27 protein-coding genes are annotated in these 22224 nt (G+C 41.9%); 8 read left to right on the top strand and 19 right to left on the bottom strand.

The genetic code is table 11. From position 1 onward, the window contains the following. Positions 1-308: 308 nt before the first annotated feature. Complete coding sequence (locus PCY11_RS10990) at positions 309-473, top strand: MarR family transcriptional regulator (protein ID WP_141751547.1); 165 nt, start codon at positions 309-311, stop codon at positions 471-473. Between the two features lie 534 nt (positions 474-1007). Here the strand turns inward: PCY11_RS10990 and PCY11_RS07105 are convergent. The 3 genes from PCY11_RS07105 to PCY11_RS07095 are packed head-to-tail and all read right to left on the bottom strand — an operon-like array spanning position 1008 to position 3051. Next, a complete protein-coding gene (locus PCY11_RS07105) occupies positions 1008-1532 on the bottom strand; it encodes a DUF924 family protein (protein ID WP_070507038.1) in 525 nt (174 codons plus the stop codon). A 3-nt stretch (positions 1533-1535) separates the two neighbouring features. Next, positions 1536-2384, bottom strand: a complete 849-nt coding sequence (gene larE, locus PCY11_RS07100; protein ID WP_023919180.1) for an ATP-dependent sacrificial sulfur transferase LarE — start codon at positions 2382-2384, stop codon at positions 1536-1538. Position 2385: 1 nt separating this feature from the next. Next, complete coding sequence (locus tag PCY11_RS07095; RefSeq protein ID WP_045759927.1) at positions 2386-3051, bottom strand: Crp/Fnr family transcriptional regulator; 666 nt, start codon at positions 3049-3051, stop codon at positions 2386-2388. A gap of 160 nt (positions 3052-3211) precedes the next feature. Here PCY11_RS07095 and larA point away from each other — a divergent pair, with 160 nt between their 5' ends. The 5 genes from larA to PCY11_RS07070 all read left to right on the top strand — a co-directional run bounded on the left by larA (position 3212) and on the right by PCY11_RS07070 (position 8649). Continuing rightward, the gene (gene larA / locus PCY11_RS07090) at positions 3212-4486 is read left to right on the top strand and encodes a nickel-dependent lactate racemase (RefSeq protein WP_049497126.1); all 1275 of its coding nucleotides are present in this window, start codon (positions 3212-3214) and stop codon (positions 4484-4486) included. Positions 4487-4494: 8 nt separating this feature from the next. Next, a complete protein-coding gene (gene larB, locus PCY11_RS07085) occupies positions 4495-5262 on the top strand; it encodes a nickel pincer cofactor biosynthesis protein LarB (RefSeq protein ID WP_049497124.1) in 768 nt (255 codons plus the stop codon). Continuing rightward, positions 5262-6605, top strand: coding sequence for a nickel pincer cofactor biosynthesis protein LarC (larC, locus tag PCY11_RS07080; RefSeq protein WP_301362613.1), 1344 nt, complete (start codon positions 5262-5264; stop codon positions 6603-6605). The genes larB and larC overlap by 1 nt, the downstream gene beginning before the upstream one ends. Before the next feature lie 20 nt (positions 6606-6625). Further along, the gene (gene larD / locus PCY11_RS07075) at positions 6626-7339 is read left to right on the top strand and encodes a D/L-lactic acid transporter LarD (RefSeq protein WP_024056458.1); all 714 of its coding nucleotides are present in this window, start codon (positions 6626-6628) and stop codon (positions 7337-7339) included. Between the two features lie 137 nt (positions 7340-7476). Then, positions 7477-8649, top strand: coding sequence for an NAD(P)/FAD-dependent oxidoreductase (locus tag PCY11_RS07070; protein ID WP_301362612.1), 1173 nt, complete (start codon positions 7477-7479; stop codon positions 8647-8649). Between the two features lie 35 nt (positions 8650-8684). On the opposite strand, the gene PCY11_RS07065 is transcribed toward PCY11_RS07070, so the two are convergent. From PCY11_RS07065 to tsaB, 13 genes are all read right to left on the bottom strand, one after another. Then, a complete protein-coding gene (locus PCY11_RS07065; protein WP_070845709.1) occupies positions 8685-9347 on the bottom strand; it encodes a hypothetical protein in 663 nt (220 codons plus the stop codon). Positions 9348-9449: 102 nt separating this feature from the next. Next, positions 9450-9776, bottom strand: a complete 327-nt coding sequence (locus PCY11_RS07060; protein ID WP_176745630.1) for an AzlD domain-containing protein — start codon at positions 9774-9776, stop codon at positions 9450-9452. After that, on the bottom strand, positions 9763-10458 hold the full coding sequence (locus PCY11_RS07055; RefSeq protein ID WP_070845711.1) for an AzlC family ABC transporter permease: 696 nt from the start codon (positions 10456-10458) through the stop codon (positions 9763-9765). The genes PCY11_RS07060 and PCY11_RS07055 overlap by 14 nt, the downstream gene beginning before the upstream one ends. 110 nt (positions 10459-10568) lie before the next feature. Continuing rightward, on the bottom strand, positions 10569-11123 hold the full coding sequence (locus PCY11_RS07050; RefSeq protein ID WP_070845713.1) for a DUF3592 domain-containing protein: 555 nt from the start codon (positions 11121-11123) through the stop codon (positions 10569-10571). 8 nt (positions 11124-11131) lie between these two features. Then, positions 11132-11665 carry a hypothetical protein gene (locus tag PCY11_RS07045; RefSeq protein ID WP_247926165.1) on the bottom strand — a complete coding sequence of 178 codons (534 nt, stop codon included), beginning with the start codon at positions 11663-11665 and terminating at the stop codon, positions 11132-11134. Between the two features lie 50 nt (positions 11666-11715). Beyond that, a complete protein-coding gene (locus PCY11_RS07040; RefSeq protein WP_070845717.1) occupies positions 11716-12390 on the bottom strand; it encodes a DUF443 family protein in 675 nt (224 codons plus the stop codon). Positions 12391-12484: 94 nt separating this feature from the next. Further along, the gene (locus PCY11_RS07035; protein WP_247926121.1) at positions 12485-12955 is read right to left on the bottom strand and encodes a hypothetical protein; all 471 of its coding nucleotides are present in this window, start codon (positions 12953-12955) and stop codon (positions 12485-12487) included. A 116-nt stretch (positions 12956-13071) separates the two neighbouring features. After that, complete coding sequence (locus PCY11_RS07030) at positions 13072-13392, bottom strand: hypothetical protein (protein ID WP_247926120.1); 321 nt, start codon at positions 13390-13392, stop codon at positions 13072-13074. Positions 13393-13439: 47 nt separating this feature from the next. Further along, positions 13440-13985, bottom strand: coding sequence for a hypothetical protein (locus PCY11_RS07025; protein ID WP_070845720.1), 546 nt, complete (start codon positions 13983-13985; stop codon positions 13440-13442). 13 nt (positions 13986-13998) lie between these two features. Further along, positions 13999-15084 (bottom strand): hypothetical protein, encoded by a 1086-nt coding sequence (locus PCY11_RS07020; protein ID WP_301362611.1) that lies wholly within the window; start codon positions 15082-15084, stop codon positions 13999-14001. An 18-nt stretch (positions 15085-15102) separates the two neighbouring features. Continuing rightward, positions 15103-16113, bottom strand: a complete 1011-nt coding sequence (gene tsaD / locus PCY11_RS07015; protein ID WP_070507032.1) for a tRNA (adenosine(37)-N6)-threonylcarbamoyltransferase complex transferase subunit TsaD — start codon at positions 16111-16113, stop codon at positions 15103-15105. Further along, positions 16103-16540 carry a ribosomal protein S18-alanine N-acetyltransferase gene (gene rimI, locus PCY11_RS07010; protein ID WP_070845722.1) on the bottom strand — a complete coding sequence of 146 codons (438 nt, stop codon included), beginning with the start codon at positions 16538-16540 and terminating at the stop codon, positions 16103-16105. The genes tsaD and rimI overlap by 11 nt, the downstream gene beginning before the upstream one ends. Beyond that, complete coding sequence (gene tsaB / locus PCY11_RS07005; RefSeq protein WP_070845724.1) at positions 16537-17220, bottom strand: tRNA (adenosine(37)-N6)-threonylcarbamoyltransferase complex dimerization subunit type 1 TsaB; 684 nt, start codon at positions 17218-17220, stop codon at positions 16537-16539. Before tsaB ends, rimI begins: the two co-directional genes overlap by 4 nt. Positions 17221-17512: 292 nt before the next feature. Here tsaB and PCY11_RS07000 point away from each other — a divergent pair, with 292 nt between their 5' ends. Continuing rightward, a complete protein-coding gene (locus PCY11_RS07000) occupies positions 17513-17743 on the top strand; it encodes a DNA-directed RNA polymerase subunit epsilon (protein ID WP_031576344.1) in 231 nt (76 codons plus the stop codon). A 3-nt stretch (positions 17744-17746) separates the two neighbouring features. Next, the gene (locus tag PCY11_RS06995) at positions 17747-19429 is read left to right on the top strand and encodes a ribonuclease J (protein ID WP_003015245.1); all 1683 of its coding nucleotides are present in this window, start codon (positions 17747-17749) and stop codon (positions 19427-19429) included. A gap of 251 nt (positions 19430-19680) precedes the next feature. Here the strand turns inward: PCY11_RS06995 and glnA are convergent, their stop codons facing one another. From glnA to PCY11_RS06980, 3 genes are all read right to left on the bottom strand, one after another. After that, complete coding sequence (glnA, locus tag PCY11_RS06990) at positions 19681-21027, bottom strand: type I glutamate--ammonia ligase (RefSeq protein ID WP_023919214.1); 1347 nt, start codon at positions 21025-21027, stop codon at positions 19681-19683. Between the two features lie 39 nt (positions 21028-21066). Beyond that, positions 21067-21426 carry a MerR family transcriptional regulator gene (locus PCY11_RS06985; protein ID WP_003008872.1) on the bottom strand — a complete coding sequence of 120 codons (360 nt, stop codon included), beginning with the start codon at positions 21424-21426 and terminating at the stop codon, positions 21067-21069. 67 nt (positions 21427-21493) lie between these two features. Further along, positions 21494-22027, bottom strand: coding sequence for an aromatic acid exporter family protein (locus tag PCY11_RS06980; protein WP_003008874.1), 534 nt, complete (start codon positions 22025-22027; stop codon positions 21494-21496). Positions 22028-22224: the final 197 nt, after the last annotated feature.

The following is a 22224-nucleotide window of genomic DNA, read 5'->3' as shown; positions in this document are numbered from 1 at the left end:
CCATAACCATTGGATACACTCAATTTTTATTTGAGGATTAATTTTGTTCTGAAATTTTAATTATACCGTCATATATTCATTTTGATAATTAAATAGTAAACATTATATGATTAGTATCCATTTAGTCTGAACCATCTCTTCTGATAAAATTAACATATCTACTGTATTTGATAAATATATTCAATACATCAATCTACGTGATTATAAAATTCATTTTATGATCTCGTAGAAGTGCACCAACAACCAAAGGGCGCTAGCCTTCAAATTTTCCTCACAAAATGTGTCCAAAATATTGACAGAATTCCAATATCGAGCATTTTTTAGATCTATCCAATCCAACAGTCACGAAACTATTAAAATCGATGGAAAAAGAAAGATGGATACTTCGGAAATTCGACCAATCTGATTTGAGAAAAAAATTGATTGGATTAACAGAAAAATCATTTATGCTACTATCAACCGAAAATAAGTAATTCCAAGCAAGTTCGAATAAAAGCCTAGTCAATTTAAAATACCAAATAACACCCTATATATTAGTGTCTTTTTAGAGGCTACTAGATTATTTATTTATCAAAGTGATATCATTTAAAAAATACATAGCTTGTATAACTGTTACATATTATCTATATATTCTATCTACTTCTAGTCCACAAACATATAAAAAAGAGGCATTTAAGCCTCTTTTGTTCTCCTTCAAACACTCTGTCACTGTCCATTTACTGTCCAATATAATGTAATATTATTGAATATCGTTATTTTTTTTGAACTCTAAAGCCTTTAAAATCAAGATTTCTAATGATATCAAGACCTAAAGAATCTTAAATTAAGTCTTGCATATTCATCATAGCAATTACATTCCTTCCAACTTCTGAAATTTACAGTTCATTATACCATTTTTTAGACGCTTGGAAAAGCTTTGGTGAGGGAACTCTGACATCATGCCTGCTGTTTCAGGCAATTTCATGAAGAGAGAAAAGAGTTTTGAAATCTGTGGGCCTCATCTTCCTTTAAAAGCCAGAATGTCCTTTCAAATACTCCTCTTCTTCCTTGGTCGAAGGCCGTCCTAAGATGGCATTCCGATGTGGATAACGCCCAAATTGTTGAAGAATATCCATGTGCATCTTCTCATACTTCAAACGCTTTTCTAAGCCCGGTTGATCAAATAGGCGCAGGGCTTCTTCATGAATGACTAAGGACTCAGAATGCATAAAAGGCATGTAGAAAAATCCTCTTTGTACAACTGGTAGATCCAAGGCTTGCTCTAAGCCTTCTTGGGCCAAGACCAAGGCCAGGGAATCTGTCGCAAAAGCTTGGGCAGTCCCTCGAAAAATATTGCGAGGAATTTGGTCCAAGAGCAAAATCTCTGCTAAACGCCCTTCTGCCGTAGCCCGCCAGTGAAACAATTCCCCACGACTGGCCTTCCAATAAAGTTCCTCAAAGCGCTCCCGCATTTCTTGATCCAGTGCTTCTGATTTTTTGAACCAATCCTCTGGCTTCAACTCTTCGAACCAGAACCTTATCACTTCCTTCATTGCTTAACCTGCCATAATTTTTTCTTTTGTTTTTTCATCCAATGCATCATTCATCCGGCCGTACTTATATCCAGCCAAATCCAAGGCTACATAGGTAAATCCGATTTTTTTCATGTAGTCATTGATCTTGTCATGCAGTTGGATGGCTTTAAGCAGATGGTCTTCTTCCACTTCGATGCGCGCCAAGTCTCCATGCACACGCACACGGACTTGCTCAAAGCCAAGTCCTACAAGGAACTCTTCCCCTTCAAAAACCCGTTGTACATTTTCTGAAGTGATTTTCACTCCGTATGGGAAGCGTGAGGCAACGCTACAAGATGGCACCTTATTCCAATTGGAGACCCCTCTTTCCTTGGCCAATTGACGAATTTCTGTCTTATAGAGGCCGGCTTCTTGCAAGACACTGCGGACACCCGCTTCGTCCCTAGCCTTGATACCAGGGCGAAAATCGTCGATATCATCCATAATATTGCCGTCTACCAATTGCTTAAAGCCCAGTTCTGTAACTGAATCCTTAATAGTTTGGTACATCAATTGTTTGGTGTAATACCAAATATTGGGCGTATTGGCAGCAATCCGTGGATCACTCAATTCTCTCATTTCCAGTCCAAGCACAGGTGCTCCTAGCTGATCGGCCAAGTCGAGCGCTAGATCGAATTCTTCATTTGAAAACATCTCAGAGTTCACGACGGCCGCAATAACATTGTCAGGTCCCAAGGTATCCAAGGCCACCTTCAAGAGATAAGAGCTGTCAATCCCACCTGAATAGGTAACGGCTACCTTTCCGATTTTTCGTAAAATATCTTGTAATTTTTCTTCTTTTTCTTTTCTGATTTGTGCTTCTGTTGCCATCTTAGAATAGCTCCCTTCCGATAAATTCTTCAATCCGTTCATTATCCAAAATCACGATCTTTTGCTGTCGAATGTCTAAAACGCCCTCCCGTTTTAATTCGTTCAGAATGCGATTGACACTGTTTCGGGTTGAGATCCCACAAAAACCAGCAATATCTTCGTTGGTAATATTGAAATCAATCAAGACGCCGTCTTCTTGCTCCACACCAAACAAACTGCTTAGTTTTTGCAAATGAAAACAAACCGCCCCTTTTTTACCATTCATCATCATATACTGCTGAGACTCCATACTTTCAGACAGTTTATTACGATAATAGTCCCTCACATAGTCCTGCAGCTCTTTATGCTCTTTGACAAAATTCCAAAACTTGACCCGAGGAATACGATAAAAACTTGCTTCTTCTGTCTCCACTCGCACATTGAAAGGTGAGTCTGTATAGTTGGACACCTCATCACGAATCAAAGAGACAATGTCAATGGCTTTTAGATAGGAAAAGTTAAACTCACGCCCATCACGCATGATGACACTTGTCTTGACCACACCTTCTTTCAAGATGTAGATGTAATCCTCTTTGATCCCACGATAGGAGAGGTAACTATGGTATTTTTTCTTGACGATCGGCGTTCGCCTCTCTTCCAAAAATTTCACTAAAAATTCTGAATTCACGACGGTTTTTCCTCCCCATCTGCTCTTTCTTGAAATCACACTAATGATACACCTGTTCTTGTTTTTTTATGTCATCATTCGTTGACAACAAATGGCACACACCTCTTTTAAAAAAGAATTATACTATAAGTATCAGTATTAATAAAGGAGATCGCAAATAATGGTAGAAATTAAATTACCGTACGACAAAAAGACGATTGTTGCAAAGATTCCAGATGAAAACTTTGCTGGTTTGTTAGAGTCAAAAGCGGAAAACTTCCATAACCCACTGTCTGAAGAAGAAACTGTTGAACGTTCAATGGATAACCCTATCGGCAGCCCTACTTTGGAAGAACTTGCTAAAGGCAAAAAAGACATCGTGTTGATCAGTTCTGACCACACTCGTCCCGTTCCTTCTCACATCATCACTCCAATCATTTTGCGTCGTATTCGCTCAGTTAACCCTGATGCACGCGTGCGTATCTTGGTTGCTACTGGTTTCCACCGTCCTTCAACTCGTGAAGAATTGATCAACAAATACGGCCAAGAAATCGTTGACAATGAAGAAATCGTTATGCACATTTCAACAAACGACGACGACATGGTTAAAATCGGTCAACTTCCTTCAGGTGGGGATTGTATCATCAACAAAATCGCTGCTGAAGCTGACTTGTTGATAGCAGAAGGATTCATCGAATCTCACTTCTTCGCTGGATTCTCAGGTGGACGTAAATCAGTCCTTCCAGGTATCGCATCATACAAAACTATCATGGCGAACCACTCAGGTGACTTCATCAATTCTGATAAGGCACGTACTGGTAACCTTGACCACAACCCAATCCACGAAGATATGCTTTACGCTGCTCGTACTGCAAACTTGGCCTTCATCGTCAACGTTGTATTGGACGGCGAAAAACACATCATCGGATCTTTCGCTGGGGACATGGTTGAAGCCCACAAAGTTGGTTGTGACTTCGTTGCAGACTTGGCACATGTGTCTAAGATCGAAAGCGACATCACAATTTCAACAAACGGTGGTTTCCCACTTGACCAAAATATCTACCAAGCTGTTAAAGGGATGACTGCAGCCGAAGCTTCTAACAAAGAAGGCGGAACAATCATCATGGTGGCTGGATGTGCAGATGGTCACGGTGGAGAAGGTTTCTATCGCAACCTTGCTGACGTAGAAGATCCAAAAGAATTCTTGGAACAAGCCATCAATACACCTCGTTTAGAGACTGTCCCAGACCAATGGACTTCTCAAATCTTGGCACGTATTTTGGTACACCACCATGTTATCTTTGTATCTGACCTTGTAGATCCTGAATTGATCACAGGTATGCATATGGAACTTGCAACTTCATTTGACGAAGCGCTTGAAAAAGCCTTTGCTCGTGAAGGAAAAGATGCTAAAGTAGCAGTTATCCGCGACGGACTTTCTGTCGTTGTTGAATAGAATCAAACATGGATTTTCAACCCAATCTAGAACAGACACTCCGTTCTTTGCAAGCAGGCCATCTCTCAGTTGAGGATGCGCTGGAGCAAATCAACGGGGTTAAAGAACTAGGGTATGCAGCAATTGATACTGACCGGCAACGTCGCAACGGCTTCCCTGAAGTCGTATACGGCGAAGGAAAGACAGTTGAGCAAATGGAAGGAATCCTGCAATTTCTTTCACAAAAAGAATTGCCGATCCTCACAACAAGAGTCTCTCTCCAAAAGGGAGAGGCTCTTTCTCAGCGCTTTCCGACTGGCCACTATTATCCAGAAGCCCGCTGCTTCGTTCTCAACTCTAAAAAGGAAGAAGCCGATCCTGAACACTACATTGCGGTCGTCACAGCAGGGACAAGTGATGTTCCTGTTGCAGAAGAAGCTGCAGTCACTGCAGAAACCTTTGGCCATTCGGTTCGCCGAATCTATGATGTGGGAGTCGCCGGCATCCATCGCCTCTTCAATCGCTTAGAAGAGATCCAAAAAGCCAGTGTGATCATCGTGATTGCCGGTATGGAAGGAGCTCTTGTCAGTGTCGTAGGAGGCCTTGTGGATGTCCCCGTTATTGCCGTTCCGACCAGCATTGGATACGGAAGCAACCTTCAAGGGCTAACAACCTTGATGAGTATGTTGACCTCTTGCGCTTCTGGTGTAACGGTCGTCAACATTGATAACGGATTTGGTGCAGCTTATTCAGCATGTATGATCAATCGACTCAACCACAATCGAAAGGAAAACTGATGACCAGTCTATTTTTAGAACCTTTTTCTGGAATAAGTGGCGATATGCTCAATGGTCTTCTTGTGGACCTTGGGGCAGATGTCGAGCTTCTTCACACAGAACTCGAGAAACTGGGAGTGGATGGTTTCCACCTCCACGTTCATCGCGTCGCAAAAAGCGCAATTTGGGGAACTGATTTCGATGTTCACCTTCACCACGGGGAGAAAGATACGGGGATTGAAGGTGATTTTGATCACGATCATGAACATCATCACGATCACGAACACCATCACGATCATGAACATCATCATGATCACGAACATCATCATGATCACGAACATCATCACGATCATGAACACCATCATCACCATTCCCACGCGGATGCTCGCAGTTATGCGGATATCCACGATTTGATTGCCGCTTCACAGTTGAGTCCTTTTGTGAAAGAAAAAAGTCTTGAAGTCTTTCTTGATATCGCAAAGGCCGAAGCAGCTGTGCATAACATGCCTGTCGAACAGATTCATTTCCATGAAATTGGTGCAATTGACTCCATTGTCGACATCGTTAGCTTTTTCATCCTAGTGGAATCGCTCGGTATCGATACAGTTTACTCTACTCCTCTCACTGAGGGAAGTGGGACCATTTCAGTTGCCCATGGAGAAATGCCTGTTCCGGTTCCCGCTGTGATGCAGTTGAGAAAAGGAACTACTATTCCGATTACTCAAGACTTCACAGTTAAAACGGAGTTGATTACTCCGACAGGGTTAGCCCTCCTTAAAGCATTGTCCCCAATCTTTGAACCAATCCCCTCTCACCTTTCCATCGAAAGTGTGGGCTATGGATTTGGTAAAAGAGAGACTGGAAAATTCAATGCTTTACGCGGTTCGCTATTGAAAGAAGACACCTCTCACAGCACCACTGTTGTTCATCGCACGGAAGATCAAATTATTGAGATCACCACTACGATCGATGATCAAACACCAGAGCAACTCGGTTATATTATCCACCGTTTCCTGGACGCTGGAGCTTTAGATGTCTACTATCGTAGCGTCGTTATGAAAAAGAATCGCCCTGGCTTTGAATTGATTCTCTTGATTCAAGGAAGTCAATTGGAAGATTTTTCAGCCCTCTTGTTCAAAGAAACCAGTACCATTGGTTTTCGATACCAACAAGTCGACCGAAAGGTCATGCAACGTCGATTTGAACAAATCGATACGGAATTTGGACCCGTTACGGTAAAAATTAACCAGTACGGATCTACCACTAAAAAAACACTTGAATACGAAGACTGTCAGCGTATTGCTACGGAGATGCAGTTGCCGATTCAAGAAGTTTATCACCAATTACAAAAATACATTTATTAATTTAGGAGACATTAATTAACATGACACATCAATTACTTGCAGAAGTTATGAGTACAGCTTTGATGATTATCTTCGGGGTTGGCGTACACTGTGACGACGTTTTGAAGAAAACAAAATATGCTGGAACTGGACACTTATTCGCGATCACTACATGGGCATTCGGTATCACTGTCTGCTTGTTCGTCTTTGGCGGTGTTTCAATGAACCCTGCTATGGCTTTGCTTAAAGTCCTTCTTGGTAAATTGACAATCGCTCAATTCTTCCCAATCGCAATCGCTGAAATGATCGGTGCTTTCCTTGGAGCTTTGATTGCCTACTTTATGTATGCTGACCACTTCAAGATTTCTGAAGGTCAAATTGATGGTGTTGCTATCCGTAACATCTTCTCAACTAACCCTAACTGCCGTAACCTTCCACGTAACTACTTCGTCGAAGCGTTCGCAACATTTATCTTCTTGACATCTATCATGGCTGCTGAACACGCCAACGAAGCAATGCTTCCATTCACTGTTGGTTTGATCGTTTGGGCTATCGGTATGGGTCTTGGTGGTACTACAGGTTTCGCGATGAACCAAGCGCGTGACCTTGGACCTCGTTTCGCTTACCAAATCTTGCCAATCAAAGATAAAGTAAACAACGACTGGCAATATGGTCTTCTTGTACCAGGTACTGCTCCATTTGTTGGTGCTGTCCTTGCCTTCTTCTTCATCCGTTACTTCCTTGGAATCATGTAATGAGTTGATCAAAGAATCATTCAAAAGCAAGCATCGAAAGGTGCTTGTTTTTTGATTCCTTCATTTTCCGAAGCCGTCCATAAAATGATATAATGGACAAAGCAAATCATGAAAGAAACAAGAGAAGGAAGAACGACATGACTCATTTTCACACCATTGTCATCGGTGGTGGCCCAGCAGGTATGATGGCGACCATTGCCAGCGCCTCTTATGGCCAACCTACGCTACTGATCGAAAAAAATAAAAAGCTAGGTAAGAAACTTGCAGGTACCGGAGGAGGCCGCTGTAATGTCACGAACAACGGTACCTTAGACGATTTGATGGCCGGTATCCCTGGAAATGGCCGTTTCCTTTACAGTGTGTTTTCCCAATTTGATAATCATGATATCATCCAATTTTTCACCGATAATGGCGTCGAGCTAAAAGTCGAAGATCATGGCCGGGTCTTTCCTGCTAGTGATCAATCTCGCACCATTATTCAAGCCTTAGAAAATAAGATCCTTGAGCTTGGTGCTAGCATTGCCACCAACTGTGAAGTGGTCTCTGTCACCAAGCCAGAAGACGCCTTCATCGTCAAATCATCTGAAAACACTTGGACAGCTGATAAGCTGATCGTCACAACTGGAGGCAAATCCTACCCTTCTACCGGCTCTACTGGCTACGGACACGAAATTGCTCGCCACTTCAAACATAGCATTACGGATCTAGAAGCGGCAGAAAGCCCTCTTTTGACAGATTTTCCACACAAGGTCCTCCAAGGGATCTCTCTGACAGATGTGACCCTCAGCTACGGCAAACACATCATCACACACGACCTTCTCTTTACCCATTTTGGACTTTCTGGCCCTGCAGCCCTTCGGATGTCCAGCTTTGTTAAAGGCGGGGAAATCTTATCTCTGGACCTCCTTCCGATCACTTCTTCCCAAGAGTTAAAAGACTTTCTAGAAGAGCATCGAGAAAAGGCCATTAAAAATAGCCTCAAAGCCCTACTTCCTGAACGGTTAGCTGATTTCTTGGCGCAAGGATTCCCTGAAAAAGCCAAGCAACTCACTCCTCCTCAGACAGAAGAGCTCATTCAAAAGATCAAAGAGTTGCCTATCCCCGTCACCGGGAAGATGTCTCTAGCCAAGTCCTTTGTGACCAAGGGCGGTGTCAGCCTCAAAGAAATCAATCCGAAAACCCTAGAAAGTAAGCTCGTCCCTGGACTCCACTTTGCAGGAGAAGTCCTCGATATCAATGCCCATACAGGCGGTTTTAATATTACATCCGCCCTCTGCACCGGTTGGGTAGCAGGGAGCCCTCATTACTAAAAAAACGAACTCGATTTTCCATCGAGTTCGTCTTTTTATTGTTCTTTGGTTAATGAAAAACGAAAATCATTGTATTTGGTGTAGTCAAATTCTGTATTGACAGGCGCTGTGAAAACAATCGGGGTATAATGGCCTTCTTCTAAGACAAAACCTGGCTCCAGTCGGAAGTTGGCTACACCTAGCCCTGTGATCCCAGGAAGCAAGGCATCAGCTCCATCCAATCCTTCTGACTCCCAATAGTAGATATTGCCTGTTGCTTGGACTGCTCTTGCAGTATAGGTAGCTGTCCGAGTTGGTTCGCTATCATTTTTGAAGCTAACCACTGTTGTCACATTTCCATTGGCATCCACTGTCATTTTAATCGCATCCGCTTGTGGACTAGATCCTACCCAAGTTCCCACCAATTCTGCAGGGACAGTAGCTTGCGTCGTAGTAGACGCATTCTCGGTCTTACCAGAGTCTTTTGAAGCTGTCGCGCTACTGGCTTGAGTCGAAGAGCTAGCTGTATCGTTTGCCTGAGAGGAAGATGCCGCACTCTTTTTGCTATTACTTTTGGCTTTTTTCTCTACCTTACTGGTAGATGCTTTTTCGGATGAGGAAGCTGTTTTTTTATCCTTAGCACCACAACCACCGAGAGCTAGACCAAGTGAAGCAGCCACCAGAACAGCGGCACTCCAACGGAAGATTGATTTTTTCATACGATCACCTCTTTATCTTTCTGACTCCCATTATACTCCAATTGTTACAAAAATCAAGTTTTTTTGTAACAATTGTAATTTTTTTGTAACATATTTTTCCATTTAAAACACCAATCGCAATAGGGCGATCAAGACAATTCCAAACAAAACGGTTCCCATAAGGTTTTTGTAACGAAAGGCGACAAAGAAGCTAGGAATGGTCACCATGAGGTCCAACCAGTGAAACTGCGGGAGGCTTCCAATTTTCCCCTCTACTAAGCTTGATAAAACCAAGGCAAAGATAATGGAAATGGGCAGGTATTTGAGAAAGCGGGTCACAGGAGCCGGCAGTCCCTTGTATTTGACTAAGAGGAAGGGCAAGATCCGAGGAGTCCAGGTAACGAGGGCTGAGGCCAGAATGGCCATGAAGATATAATTATTCACGCGCATCACAGACCACCCCCACAAAACAGCCGATCAAGGTCGCAGCTAGCACAGCTAGCGGTTGCGAAACAAAAAAGAGTAAGAGAAAGAAACTCACTGCTACTGCTAACAGCACCATGAGCATAGTCTTGGTCTTTTCTGTCAGTTGCATTCCTTGAAACTGGGCTGCAAAAATCCCAATAAACATAGCCACCAAAGCAAAATCAAGCCCAAAAGCCTTTGGATCAGGTAGGAGAGATCCTAGAGCTGTTCCGATAACCGTCGCACCGATCCAGGCCGCATAGCCTACTAGATTGTTCCCATGCATCCAAGGGACTGTAATGGTATCCGTCTTTAACTTCTCGCTCAAGTAGACCCCATAACTCTCATCGGTCAGGAGGCTTCCAATCCCGATGGTATGAGCGAGACTAGCATCCTTAAAGTCAGATGACGTATGCAGACTCATCAACATATTACGGAGATTGATCAAACACACCGTCAAGGCCATATTCAAGATCGAAGAATGGGCCGCAATCAGAGAGATCATCGCAAACTGGGCTGCCCCAGCATAGACCAAGATACTCATCAAGGCCATCTCCAAAGGAGAAAGATAGGGAGACGCCACCACACCACAAGCCAGGCCAATACTGATATAGCCCAAAGCCGTCGGTAGCGCGTCCCTCACCCCCTGCCAAAAATCTTTTTCCACTCTCTCACTCCTTTCTAAATCATTGACCTCTATTATAACACAAGAAAAAAGGTTGAAAAAGGACCAATGAGAGACTCAAACCATTTCTACTGCCCTTATATTTTAAAATCTTAATTAGCCTTCCAATTGTAAACTATAGATAAAATCGTAAGTGTTACAAAAACGATCATATAAATGATGTAGAGAACGAGAAAGAGAAGAGCTAACTTTTTATACAGTTTATCTTTATTACAAAAACGTTCAACATAAGATTCTTCTGGATTTTGAGGATTATACCAGACGGTCATGGTAGATCCTTTAGGAAAGGCTTCTTCTAAAACGTTTGTATAGGAGACCATTGAGTTTCTAGAAATCACTAAATTTTCACTTAAAAGATCCGGTGTATCAGCTACCGCCTTCCGACTCATCCAAGGGGCCGATTTCACCACGGTCCAACGATATTCCAGTTGTCTCTTATATGCTATTCTATCAACAATATATTCGACAATTGGTGGAATTACCTGTTTTGCATACGCATAGCCAATAACAATACCTTCGACCCGCTCTGTTGATAGATTTTTCCTTCTTGCAAAACGCTTAGAAATGCAGAAGTAGATGAAAAAAGCAGTTAGGAAAAAGATAGACGCGCCCCCTATTACAAAAAGAAGTATAATATATACTGGCATTTTTCTACCTACTTAGTTACTTTTAAATCCGACATTTCTAATGACATCTTTTCTTCTTGTGTCATGCTCTCGACAATTTGTTTTTGCTCACTGGATATTGGCAAGGTCAAAATCGTGGCAGATTGATCAGGCAATGCTCCACTGTCACTAATTTTATAGCCAATCCGTTGATTCTGATAAATCAATTGCCCATCATATTTCCAACTCAATGAAAATTCAAAATCCTTATCAATTTGAAACCCAGCTTTGTTAATCAATAGAAAAACAGCATATTCTTGTTGATTTGATGAGAAAGTTGCGCCAGTATAGTTAATCGATAGGCTTCCTTGATTTCCAAGTTCTGGATGTTCCTTAACCAACTTCTTACCCAGTTCGATCAAATCAGATGTTTTTCCTTCATACTGAGGGGGCACTAAAAATTGCAAATCCGCTTCATGTTTAATAGACGAAGACTCTTTTGAGGTCTGTTCCGTTTTGCTCGGCAAAGAATCTTTTGATTCCTGTCGAGACTGGGCGCATGCTGTTAATAATAGAAGCGCCACTAACAAAACAATTGTTTTTTTTCAGCATTTCTACTCCTTTTTTTGTCCATTCAATTTGAATTACTTTTTTCAACGACAATCTCTTCTACACTATCAAACCGTAAATTCCCTGTTTTAGCTCCTAAAAGAACTGGGACTTTACCAAATTCAAAGGTCAATAGAAAAGCCGTAAGAATACCGCCTATCACCAAAAAGATCCCTTCTGTTCCATTATTGATGAATAAATACATGGCTAAACAGGCCAGTAAGACAAGATTCAATAGATGGGCATCAAAAATGTGCTTTCTTTCTGGTATCGGCTTGAAAGTCACCCTGTATCTCTTAGTCGCTGTAGGAAATAGAGTCTTAACCTTTTTACGAGCCTTTTCTAGAGAAAATCGAAAGAGCGCAAATGATATAAGCATGGCAACCATGAATAAGACTATCTTTAGAAAAATTTGCTGACTAATAGCATACTCACCGAATAGCTTTTTGAAGAGACTATAAACCACTCCCACAAATGGCTGAACTAGAATAGCTGCTGTTCCCCCATTTAATTTATTGATGGGTGTGCCTGGAATTTCAACTTTTTTATCTACTTCCATCATCTCAACAGTAATAGTTTCCGTTGGCAACCCCCAATAATAGAGCTTAGGCTTCATTGTACTAGCATCTAACAGGAATTTTTTGCCATTGTACTCTACCAGTTGGTGACAGAAAATACTTGTTTCTTTATATTCTAACATCCTATTTACTTCCTACATGCTTTCAACATAGCATCCTAGACGGTACTAACCTGATCAAATCCAGCTTTCTTCTCCCAATCCTCCAGATAAGGCTTTACTCACTCAATTCACCACCTTTTCCATTGTAGTATTGTTTAAACTCATCATAAGAACGAATTTCATGTTCTTGACCATCTATTGAGTACCGAGCTTCAATTTTTACACCAGGTAAAGTGTCCTGTCCTTTAGGTGCAAACCAATGAAGAAGAGTATCAAACCATTCCTTACTACTTAATAACTGTAATCTAGGTTCAATCCAGTACTTACCACTCAACATTTTCTCTTTGAATTCCGGATAAATTACAAATAAATTGATATCTGTCTTTACATTCTTAGCCTGTTTCTGAAATTTAAATCCTGCCTGAAGATCAAAACCGGTATTCTTATCGATTAATTCCATTAAATTTGTATAGTCTATAATTTTTTCCTTAACTGCACTGCCCTCTGGGACGGCATACTTGCTGTAGTATTTCTGTTCATCTAACTTGTAATAAATATTTTTCCCATTTCCAATGCTACGTTCCATTGCACTACGAGAATCAAAATAGATTAGATCTACAACACTTACTCCACTATTAACATTTATTTGATAATCATAAATAAAGGCTTTTGGTGCTGTCTTACGAATCTCATCTAAAGCATTTACGGTTGTTTCTTTAAAATGATTGTCAATCTCGTAATATCGGAATCCGACATACTCCCATTTATTCTGTCATCGGTTTTTACATAGTCAAAACCAACCAGATACTTCCCATCAACCAATGTCAGATCCTTACTCAAAACAAATTGATTTTTCTCACCAAATAATTGAACATTCTTGAGATTCCCTTCATGAATGACTTTTGTTGAGCTAGGTCTCTTTTCGATAGGATTTTTCTTAGTCTCTGAAGGTTTAAAATAGAATACTAAACCGACTACAATAATTGCTAGACAAACCAGTTTCAAACTTAAAAATTTTTTCAATACATCCACCTACTTTTTCAAAGGCCTCATGCCCATCAGAGATTTCCTTAATTACCATTTTCCACTTCTTGAGATATGATCTCTATCATATCAGGCCATTTAGATAATTGGTAATCAAATTTAAACATAAAAATCACTGAAAAACTAATGAGCAAAAAGAGTGCTGCAATGGTTTCATTTCCGATAACAAACAAAAGAATAGCGGCTACAGTTAGGAACCTAAAAAGATTGACAAGAAATGTAAAGTACACCTTCCGTCTCTTTAATGCCTTGATGAACTTCTTGCACTGATCCTCATCCAACTTAGATGTCTGTAATTTCAGGCTTGCATGGTAATATCGAATAATCCACGCAGCTAAGAAGTAGGAGATAACACCTAAAATTGGAATCGTTCCAAGTCGTACCAACTGATTGTCAAATATTCCATACTCCGCTAATCCATCCGAAATTTTGTTGATAATAAATAATGTAATAGGGAGCAGTACATAAGACCAGTAGTTAGGAGAAGATGTCTCTTCTAGTATGACTTTTCCCTCCAAATCAAAATGGTAATTCTTGTTCTCCCATATCCCTAAATTAATCATTGTTTGCATAACAACCTCTTTTTCACTCTCCTTGTATGTTTTCTATTTTATTGTAGAATTGTTTAAACTCATCATAGGAATGAATCTCATGTTCTTGGCTATCTATAGAATATTCTGCTGGTATTGTAACATTTTTAAATAAATTCGTTTTTGGATTCACTAAAAGTTGAAGTATAGGAATGTTCGTGTCCACACTAGGTCTATCTGCCAAAATCCCTATCATAGAATGACTTTCGGAAAATAAATCTTTAGTATTTGGGTATTTATCAAAAATTGTAGCATCGGATTCAGGAAAATTTTTGGTTTTATCTAATGAGATTCTACGATCAGCCATTGTTAGCTGCTCATGAATAGGTAAAAATGAAATATAGTTGGTTGAATCATTCACAACTTCTTTTTCCGTTGTATCACCTTGATCAATTACCTTTCCTGATTGTAAATCAATAGATTTAATAATGTCCTTCTTATAATGATCCTTAGGACTTTTTAAGTATATATCCAACAATTCTTTGCCATTACTAATATAGATAACATTGTCAATTCTATCTGGTACATATGATTTGTTGTATTCACGAGTCATTTTAAAAAGATCATAATCCTTAGGAGTTAATTTCTTATTTTTTATATTGTATATAGTAATACCCCAATACTCTTTCCCATCCGGAATATTATGTTTCATATCATTAATATCCTTTAGTTTGTGGTATTCTTTAACAATTTTTGTTTTCCCGACAATTGGATAAGATCGTAACACATCCCCATTATTCTTTGTCATATAATAATCGAGTTTATTTGAATAATCCCATTTTGTAACGATAACCTTCCCATTTTCAATAAAATCATAATCGACAATTTTTTCTTTCAAATCAATAAACGTATATGGTTTTATATAAATAGCGATATAAGTCCTATAAGACAAAATCAATAAAAAGCCAACACCAATCATTACAAAGATTAGTTTTTTGACTCTATTCGGTACCTTTACCATTTTCTCGCTCCCTTCCCTCACCATTCTTTTATTCCTTCTATCATACCGAATTTTCTTTCGACTCGCAAATCCGCTACTAGTTGGTGAGATCCCAGCAAAAAAGCCATTGGAATCGCACATCCAATTGGCTCCTTTTTCTTATTCAATTCCTTCAAAGGCGAGACTTGGTTTGGCATTAAGATCCCAGCCTGCGAAGTTTTCTTTGTTCCACTCACTGACACTGGCATAGGCGATCATCCCTGCATTATCCCCGCAGAGGCGCAGAGGCGGAATGATGACCTTGACATCTGTGATGTCAGAAGCCAGGCGTTCACGGAGACCTTGGTTGGCTGCGACCCCACCAGCGACGACTAGGGTTTTGACCGGATATTTTTCCAAGGCCTTCTTGGTCTTGGCCATGAGAATGTCTAATACGGCTGCCTGAAAACTTGCAGACAAGTCTGCATTGGAGAGACTTTCTCCTTTTTGCTCGGCATTATGGTGCAGATTGATAAAGGCAGATTTGAGTCCTGAAAAGGAGAATTCCAGATTGTCTTCCTTGATCATGGCCCGAGGGAAATCATAGATATCAGCCCCTTGGTGGGCCAGCTGATCAATCTCACGTCCTGCTGGATAGGTCAAGCCCATCACGCGCCCAACCTTGTCATAAGCCTCTCCGACAGCATCATCACGGGTCTCTCCGACGATCTTATAATCACCCGCTTCACTGACGTAGACTAGTTCTGTATGTCCTCCACTCACCAGCAAGGCCAAAAGCGGAAACTCTAAGGGCTCGACGCTTTGAGCGGCCATCAAATGCCCTGCCATATGATTGACAGGAATCAAAGGAAGTCCATGCGCCCAGGCAAAGGCCTTGGCTGCAGCTAGGCCGACTAAAAGAGCTCCAACTAGGCCTGGACCGTAGGTGACAGCCACAGCTGTGACATCTGCTTCTGTGATACCGGCTTCTTCCAGGGCTTCTTCAATACAAGCGGTGATGACTTCCACATGGTGACGAGAGGCTACCTCAGGCACCACCCCACCAAAACGCTTGTGACTTTCGATTTGACTGGCAATGACATTGGACAAGAGTTGGTCGTCATTTTTCAAGACAGCCACACTGGTCTCATCACAAGATGTCTCAAAAGCCAAAATATATCTATCTTTCATTTGGGTTCCTCTTCATGATCACAGCATCCTCTATGGGATCGTGATAGTAGTTTTTCCTCCGTGCAATTTCTTCAAAATGCATTTTTTTGTATAGGCCTTGGGCCGGTTGATTGGACACGCGCACTTCTAAGAAAATCTCTTTTTGGTCCGGCAACTGCGCGAGTAACTGCTGAGCTAGGCCTTGGCCTTGAAAGACGCGCTTGACCGCAATCTGTAAGACCTCTGCTTCATAGAGAGTCTCTTGAATGGCGACAAATCCAAGGACTTGCCCCTCATCCACAGCTAGGAAATAGGAGGTCGATTCCTGCTCTAAATCAGCTTCAATCTGCTCCAACTTCCAGGGACTTGCTTCATAGACATCTTCCAGCACAGCGAGAATGGAGGCCGCATCTTGGCTACTCCCTTTCCTGATTGTTCCTTTCATCATAGGCGCTTGATGTAAGAGGTCGTTGTTTCCGTGTGGTCTTTGAGCCAATTTTCCTCTGCTTCGACCCGTTTGAGATAATGAGGGACAAAATCATGGAGGCTAGCAGGCGCTTGTTTGAGACCGAGACGTCCGATTTTCACTGCATCTGGCAAGGTTTCATAGTAAGTAGCCCTTGGCAGGCTAGAGGCGATCTGCTCCTTAAAGGCCGTGACTTCTCCGACAAAGGTGACCTGCTCACTCGTCGCTGCATGCTCTAGGACTTCCTCAAATGGAAAATACCCTTCTGGTGCGACCAGCTGATCATCTTGGTAAAAACCTGCATAAACGTTGTTCCGACGGGCATCCATGACAGGCACTACCAAACCTTCTAGATCATCTGGCACTAGGGCTAAGAGGCTCGAAACCCCGACCAATTCAATTCCTAAGGTATGAGCCAAGGTCTTTGCGGTTGCGACCGCAATGCGCAGTCCAGTGTAACTCCCAGGACCTTCTGCCACCACGATCCGGTCCAAGTCCTTGGGTGTCAAGTCGATTTGTTGCATCAAAAAATCGATGACCGGCATCAAGGTGATACTATGATTTTTTTTAATAGTTAATGTTGTTTCTGCAAGTAGAGCCTCATCTTCTAAAATCGCTACAGAAAGAGCCTTACTCGAGGTATCAAATGCTAATAATTTCATTTCCTACTCCTCTTGAACTGGATTATATTATACTACAAATTCCCTTCAAATCCCAGCGAAACTCTCCTCTAGAACGCAGGATTTTCCTATCCAAAACTGCTCAAAAGCTTCTCTATTATAGGTCTTTGCCCCTCTGACTTTTCCAGTCTATCTTTTACTTACAGGCGAATTTATGATATAATGATAATTAATTGTATCGAATCAGGTCCACTAGTTGCGAGTAGAAAACTCTAGTGATTACACTCCTTCGCAGCTAACAAATGGACCGAAATAATGAAAGGAAAATTACTTCATGATTTACAAAGTTTTTTATCAGAAAACAAAAGAACGGAACCCTCGTCGTGAAACGACGCATGCACTTTATCTCGATATTGATGCACCAAATGAACGCGAAGGACGCATCCAAGCTCGTCAATTGGTTGAAGCAAACACAGATTTCAACATTGAATTTATCACACCACTTTCTGAGCAACACCTTGCTTACGAGAAAGAGTCAGGTGCCTTTGAACTAACGGAGTACTAATCCATGGCCTATACCTTAAAACCTGAAGAAGTTGGTGTATTTGCCATTGGTGGACTTGGAGAAATCGGGAAAAATACCTACGGGATCGAGTACCAAGATGAAATCATCATTGTCGATGCCGGGATCAAATTTCCAGAAGACGACCTCCTTGGGATCGACTATGTGATCCCTGATTACTCTTATATCGTTGACAATATTGATCGTGTCAAAGCGGTCCTCATTACCCACGGACACGAAGACCACATCGGTGGGATTCCTTTCCTTTTGAAGCAAGCCAATGTCCCTATCTATGCTGGACCTTTAGCGCTTGCCTTGATCCGTGGAAAATTAGAAGAGCACGGCCTTCTTCGCGATGCCAAACTCTACGAAATCAACCAAAACACTGAGCTTCAATTTAAAAATCTTAAAGCAACCTTCTTCCGTACCACTCACTCGATTCCAGAACCTTTAGGGATTGTGATTCACACCCCTCAAGGAAAGATTGTCTGTACCGGAGACTTCAAATTTGACTTCACGCCCGTTGGGGAACCGGCTGACCTCCATCGTATGGCAGCTCTTGGAGAAGAAGGCGTTCTCTGTCTGCTCTCAGACTCAACCAACGCGGAAATTCCAACCTTTACCAACTCTGAAAAAGTGGTTGGCCAATCAATCATGAAGATCATCGAAGGCATCCATGGGCGCATTATCTTTGCTTCCTTTGCCTCGAATATCTTCCGTCTCCAACAGGCCGCTGAGGCCGCTGTCAAGACAGGTCGCAAGATCGTCGTCTTTGGACGCTCCATGGAAAAAGCCATCGTCAATGGAATCGAGCTTGGCTACATCAAGGTCCCTGCTGGAACCATTATCGAGCCAAATGAGATCAAAGACTATGCGGCTAATGAAATCCTGATCATGTGTACAGGAAGCCAAGGAGAGCCGATGGCAGCCCTCTCTCGGATCGCCAACGGAACGCACCGCCAAGTGCAACTCCAACCAGGAGATACCGTTATCTTCTCATCTAGTCCGATTCCTGGGAATACAACCAGTGTGAACAAATTGATCAATACGATTTCTGAAGCGGGTGTCGATGTCATTCACGGGAAGATCAACAACATCCATACATCTGGACACGGGGGGCAACAAGAACAAAAACTCATGCTCCGCTTGATCAAACCAAAATACTTCATGCCTGTCCATGGTGAATACCGGATGCAGAAGATCCACGCAGGACTTGCGCGTGATTGCGGAGTAGAAAAAGACAATATCTTCATCATGAGTAACGGTGATGTTCTCGCCCTTACAGCCAACTCTGCTCGTATTGCAGGAAGCTTTAATGCCCAAGACATCTATGTCGATGGAAATCGCATCGGCGAAATCGGAGCTGCTGTTCTTCGTGACCGGAGAGACCTTTCCGAAGACGGTGTCGTGCTTGCTGTTGCGACTGTTGACTTCAAATCGAAGATGATTCTGGCAGGACCAGATATCTTGAGCCGTGGTTTCATCTACATGCGTGAATCAGGAGACCTGATCCGTGAAAGCCAACGCATTCTCTTCAATGCTATTCGTATCGCCTTGAAGAACAAAGATGCCAATATCCAAACCGTCAATGGTGCGATTGTCAATGCCCTTCGCCCATTCTTATACGAGAGCACGGAACGTGAACCTATCATTATCCCAATGATTCTCACACCAGATGACGAAAATTAAAAAACAACCAGTTGAAACCACTGTTTCAACTGGTTTTATGATGACTTTTTGAGGATCAAAAAGAGAGTGGGACAGAAATCGGTAATTCGTTAGAATTCGATTTCGTCGTCCCACCTCCGCACAGTTGAGTAGGGCTGTAAAAGCTGATGAAATCAACGTAGTAGAGCCCACTCAACCACTGCGTCTTGCTCGACAATCCAAAAATAATTGAGAGGCTAGGACTTTTGTCCTAGCCTCTTTACTCTTGTTTCTTAATAAAGATCTAAATAGTTGTCTACTTCCCATTGGGATACGAAGGTCGCATAGCTTGCCCATTCGATTCGTTTGGCTTCGAGGAAGCTGGTGTAGATGTGTTCACCCAAGGCAGCTTTCACCACTTCGTCTTCTGTCAAGGCTTTCAAGGCATTGTGAAGAGTAGAAGGGAGATCTGTAATTCCAGCTGCTCTACGTTCTTCCGGTGTCATCACATAGATATTTTCTTCGATCGGAGCAGGTGCTTCGATTTTATTTTCAATACCGTGAAGGCCGACTTCAAGCAAGACTGCCAAAGCTACATAAGGATTGGCCATTGGGTCTACGGAACGTAATTCTAAACGAGTTCCCATACCACGTGATGCTGGCACACGTACCAATGGAGAACGGTTGCGACCTGCCCAAGCGATATAAACAGGTGCTTCATATCCAGGAACCAAACGTTTATAAGAGTTGACGGTTGGATTGGTCACAGCTGTAAAATTGTAGGCATGCTTGATCAAACCACCCAAGAAGTGATAAGCAGTTTCTGACAATTGCATTCCACGTGGATCTTCTGGATCAAAGAAGGCATTGTTGCCATCCTGGTCAAAGAGAGACATATTACAGTGCATACCTGATCCGGCAATTCCAAATTTTGGTTTGGCCATAAAGGTTGCATACAAACCGTGTTTACGGGCAATGGTTTTCACGACAAGCTTGAAGATTTGAATCTTATCACAAGCGCGGAGAACTTCGTCATACTTAAAGTCAATTTCATGCTGACCAACGGCTACTTCGTGGTGGCTAGCTTCTACTTCAAAACCCATCTTGGTCAAGACATTTACGATTTCACGACGAGTGTTATCTGCGAGGTCTGTTGGAGCCAAGTCAAAATAGCCACCTTTGTCATTTACTTCAAGAGTTGGATCTCCATTTTCGTCCAACTTAAAGAGGAAGAATTCTGGTTCTGGTCCAAGGTTAAAGGATTTGAATCCAAGTTTTTCCATATGACGAAGGGCACGTTTCAAGTTGCCACGTGGGTCTCCTGCAAATGGTTCCCCTTCTGTCGTATAGACATCACAGATCAAGCCAGCTACGCTACCATTTTCATCTCCCCAAGGGAAAACTGTCCATGTATCTAAATCTGGGTAAAGATACATGTCTGACTCGTTGATACGGACAAATCCTTCGATAGAAGAACCATCAAACATGGCTTTGTTTGAAAGAACCTTGTCCAGTTGCTCATCGGTAGCTGGAATTTCGACGTTCTTCATGGTTCCCAAAATATCAGAGAACATCAAGCGAATAAAAGTAACATTTTTTTCTTTTACTTCACGGCGAATATCTGCAGCAGTAATTGACATTTTTGTCTCCTTAAAATAGATTACAAGCTTATGAAATGATCAACGAAATTGACCATATGGCGATGGGGAAGATGTGAAGCGACTTTGCTGAAGAATGTCACGATGAAGAGCCTTACGGATCTCTTCTTGACTGACAACCTTGGTTTGCTCTTGCTCTTTTTCCGCATATTTCTTCTTAATATCCGCAATATTGAAGCCATCTGAGATATAATCTTTGATCTCAAGCAGGCGGTCCATATCGTCCAACGAATACATGCGGCGATTGCCTTCTGTCCGATCAGGAGAAATCAATCCCTGATCTTCATAATAACGAATCTGGCGAGCTGTCAAGTCAGTCAGCTTCATAACACTTCCAATCGGAAAGACTGCCAGCGAGCGTCGTAATTCCTTTTCCTTCATACCATTCCTCTTTCTATTCTATTATATCGAAAAAAAAATCTATGTCAAGATTAAATGTTATATAATCTTACATAGGTTTTTTGTGTTTCTTGAGAAAATCGCGAATGCGATCCACATCCGAATTGACCAAAATCGCAACGAAAACGCCAATAAAGGTCTCAAATATTCGGGCAAAAACATACAAGAAGGTTTCTCCGTTAGGAATCGAAAGGGTAATGATCAGCATTGCCGAAACTCCTCCGATAATTCCTGCTTTATTATTCATAGCGACATTTGTCATAATGGTTAACATGGTCGCAATAGGTACAAAAATCAGAGTCACCCAATACGCCCCATGAAAGAGCGTTTTTAAAAGGAAGAACAATACGGCATAAAAACCTCCGATACTGTTGCCCATGACACGCGAAGCCCCGAAGTGGACACTCTTATCAAAGTCTTCCCTCAAACTAAAAACAGCTGTCAACGTCCCGATCTGAAGGCCTCGCCAGCCAAATATTCCAAAAATAAGTAGTACAATAAAAACGGCAATCCCTGTTTTAAAGGTTCTCATCCCCAAACGGAATTTGGACCAATCAAATTTGTGTCGTTTAAAGTAATCCATGGTCACCTATCTTTCTATTTCTATTATTCTACCATATTTTCAGAAAGGAGAGAACAGATATCAATAGAAAGAAAAAAAGAGAGTGGGACAGAAATCGGTAATTCGTTAGAATTCGATTTCGTCGTCCCACCTCCGCACAGTTGAGTAGGGCTGTAAAAGCTGATGAAATCAGCGTAGTAGAGCCCACTCAACCACTG

The sequence above is a fragment of the Streptococcus sp. SP8 genome (genome assembly GCF_030440045.1).
GTDB lineage: Bacteria > Bacillota > Bacilli > Lactobacillales > Streptococcaceae > Streptococcus > Streptococcus parasanguinis_I.
Note: the sequence above shows the minus strand (reverse complement) of the source record. Positions and strands in the feature narration are given on the sequence as shown.

Coding starts and splice junctions, on each gene's coding strand:
- PCY11_RS07105 (WP_070507038.1), bottom strand. CDS start 1,532: ATGAAGGAAGTGATAAGGTTCTGGTTCGAAGAGTTGAAGCCAGAGGAT.
- larE (WP_023919180.1), bottom strand. CDS start 2,384: ATGGCAACAGAAGCACAAATCAGAAAAGAAAAAGAAGAAAAATTACAA.
- larA (WP_049497126.1), top strand. CDS start 3,212: ATGGTAGAAATTAAATTACCGTACGACAAAAAGACGATTGTTGCAAAG.
- larB (WP_049497124.1), top strand. CDS start 4,495: ATGGATTTTCAACCCAATCTAGAACAGACACTCCGTTCTTTGCAAGCA.
- larC (WP_301362613.1), top strand. CDS start 5,262: ATGACCAGTCTATTTTTAGAACCTTTTTCTGGAATAAGTGGCGATATG.
- larD (WP_024056458.1), top strand. CDS start 6,626: ATGACACATCAATTACTTGCAGAAGTTATGAGTACAGCTTTGATGATT.
- PCY11_RS07070 (WP_301362612.1), top strand. CDS start 7,477: ATGACTCATTTTCACACCATTGTCATCGGTGGTGGCCCAGCAGGTATG.
- PCY11_RS07065 (WP_070845709.1), bottom strand. CDS start 9,347: ATGAAAAAATCAATCTTCCGTTGGAGTGCCGCTGTTCTGGTGGCTGCT.
- PCY11_RS07060 (WP_176745630.1), bottom strand. CDS start 9,776: ATGCGCGTGAATAATTATATCTTCATGGCCATTCTGGCCTCAGCCCTC.
- PCY11_RS07050 (WP_070845713.1), bottom strand. CDS start 11,123: ATGCCAGTATATATTATACTTCTTTTTGTAATAGGGGGCGCGTCTATC.
- PCY11_RS07040 (WP_070845717.1), bottom strand. CDS start 12,390: ATGTTAGAATATAAAGAAACAAGTATTTTCTGTCACCAACTGGTAGAG.
- PCY11_RS07035 (WP_247926121.1), bottom strand. CDS start 12,955: ATGGAACGTAGCATTGGAAATGGGAAAAATATTTATTACAAGTTAGAT.
- PCY11_RS07025 (WP_070845720.1), bottom strand. CDS start 13,985: ATGCAAACAATGATTAATTTAGGGATATGGGAGAACAAGAATTACCAT.
- PCY11_RS07020 (WP_301362611.1), bottom strand. CDS start 15,084: ATGTGCGATTCCAATGGCTTTTTTGCTGGGATCTCACCAACTAGTAGC.
- tsaD (WP_070507032.1), bottom strand. CDS start 16,113: ATGAAAGATAGATATATTTTGGCTTTTGAGACATCTTGTGATGAGACC.
- rimI (WP_070845722.1), bottom strand. CDS start 16,540: ATGATGAAAGGAACAATCAGGAAAGGGAGTAGCCAAGATGCGGCCTCC.
- tsaB (WP_070845724.1), bottom strand. CDS start 17,220: ATGAAATTATTAGCATTTGATACCTCGAGTAAGGCTCTTTCTGTAGCG.
- PCY11_RS07000 (WP_031576344.1), top strand. CDS start 17,513: ATGATTTACAAAGTTTTTTATCAGAAAACAAAAGAACGGAACCCTCGT.
- PCY11_RS06995 (WP_003015245.1), top strand. CDS start 17,747: ATGGCCTATACCTTAAAACCTGAAGAAGTTGGTGTATTTGCCATTGGT.
- glnA (WP_023919214.1), bottom strand. CDS start 21,027: ATGTCAATTACTGCTGCAGATATTCGCCGTGAAGTAAAAGAAAAAAAT.
- PCY11_RS06985 (WP_003008872.1), bottom strand. CDS start 21,426: ATGAAGGAAAAGGAATTACGACGCTCGCTGGCAGTCTTTCCGATTGGA.
- PCY11_RS06980 (WP_003008874.1), bottom strand. CDS start 22,027: ATGGATTACTTTAAACGACACAAATTTGATTGGTCCAAATTCCGTTTG.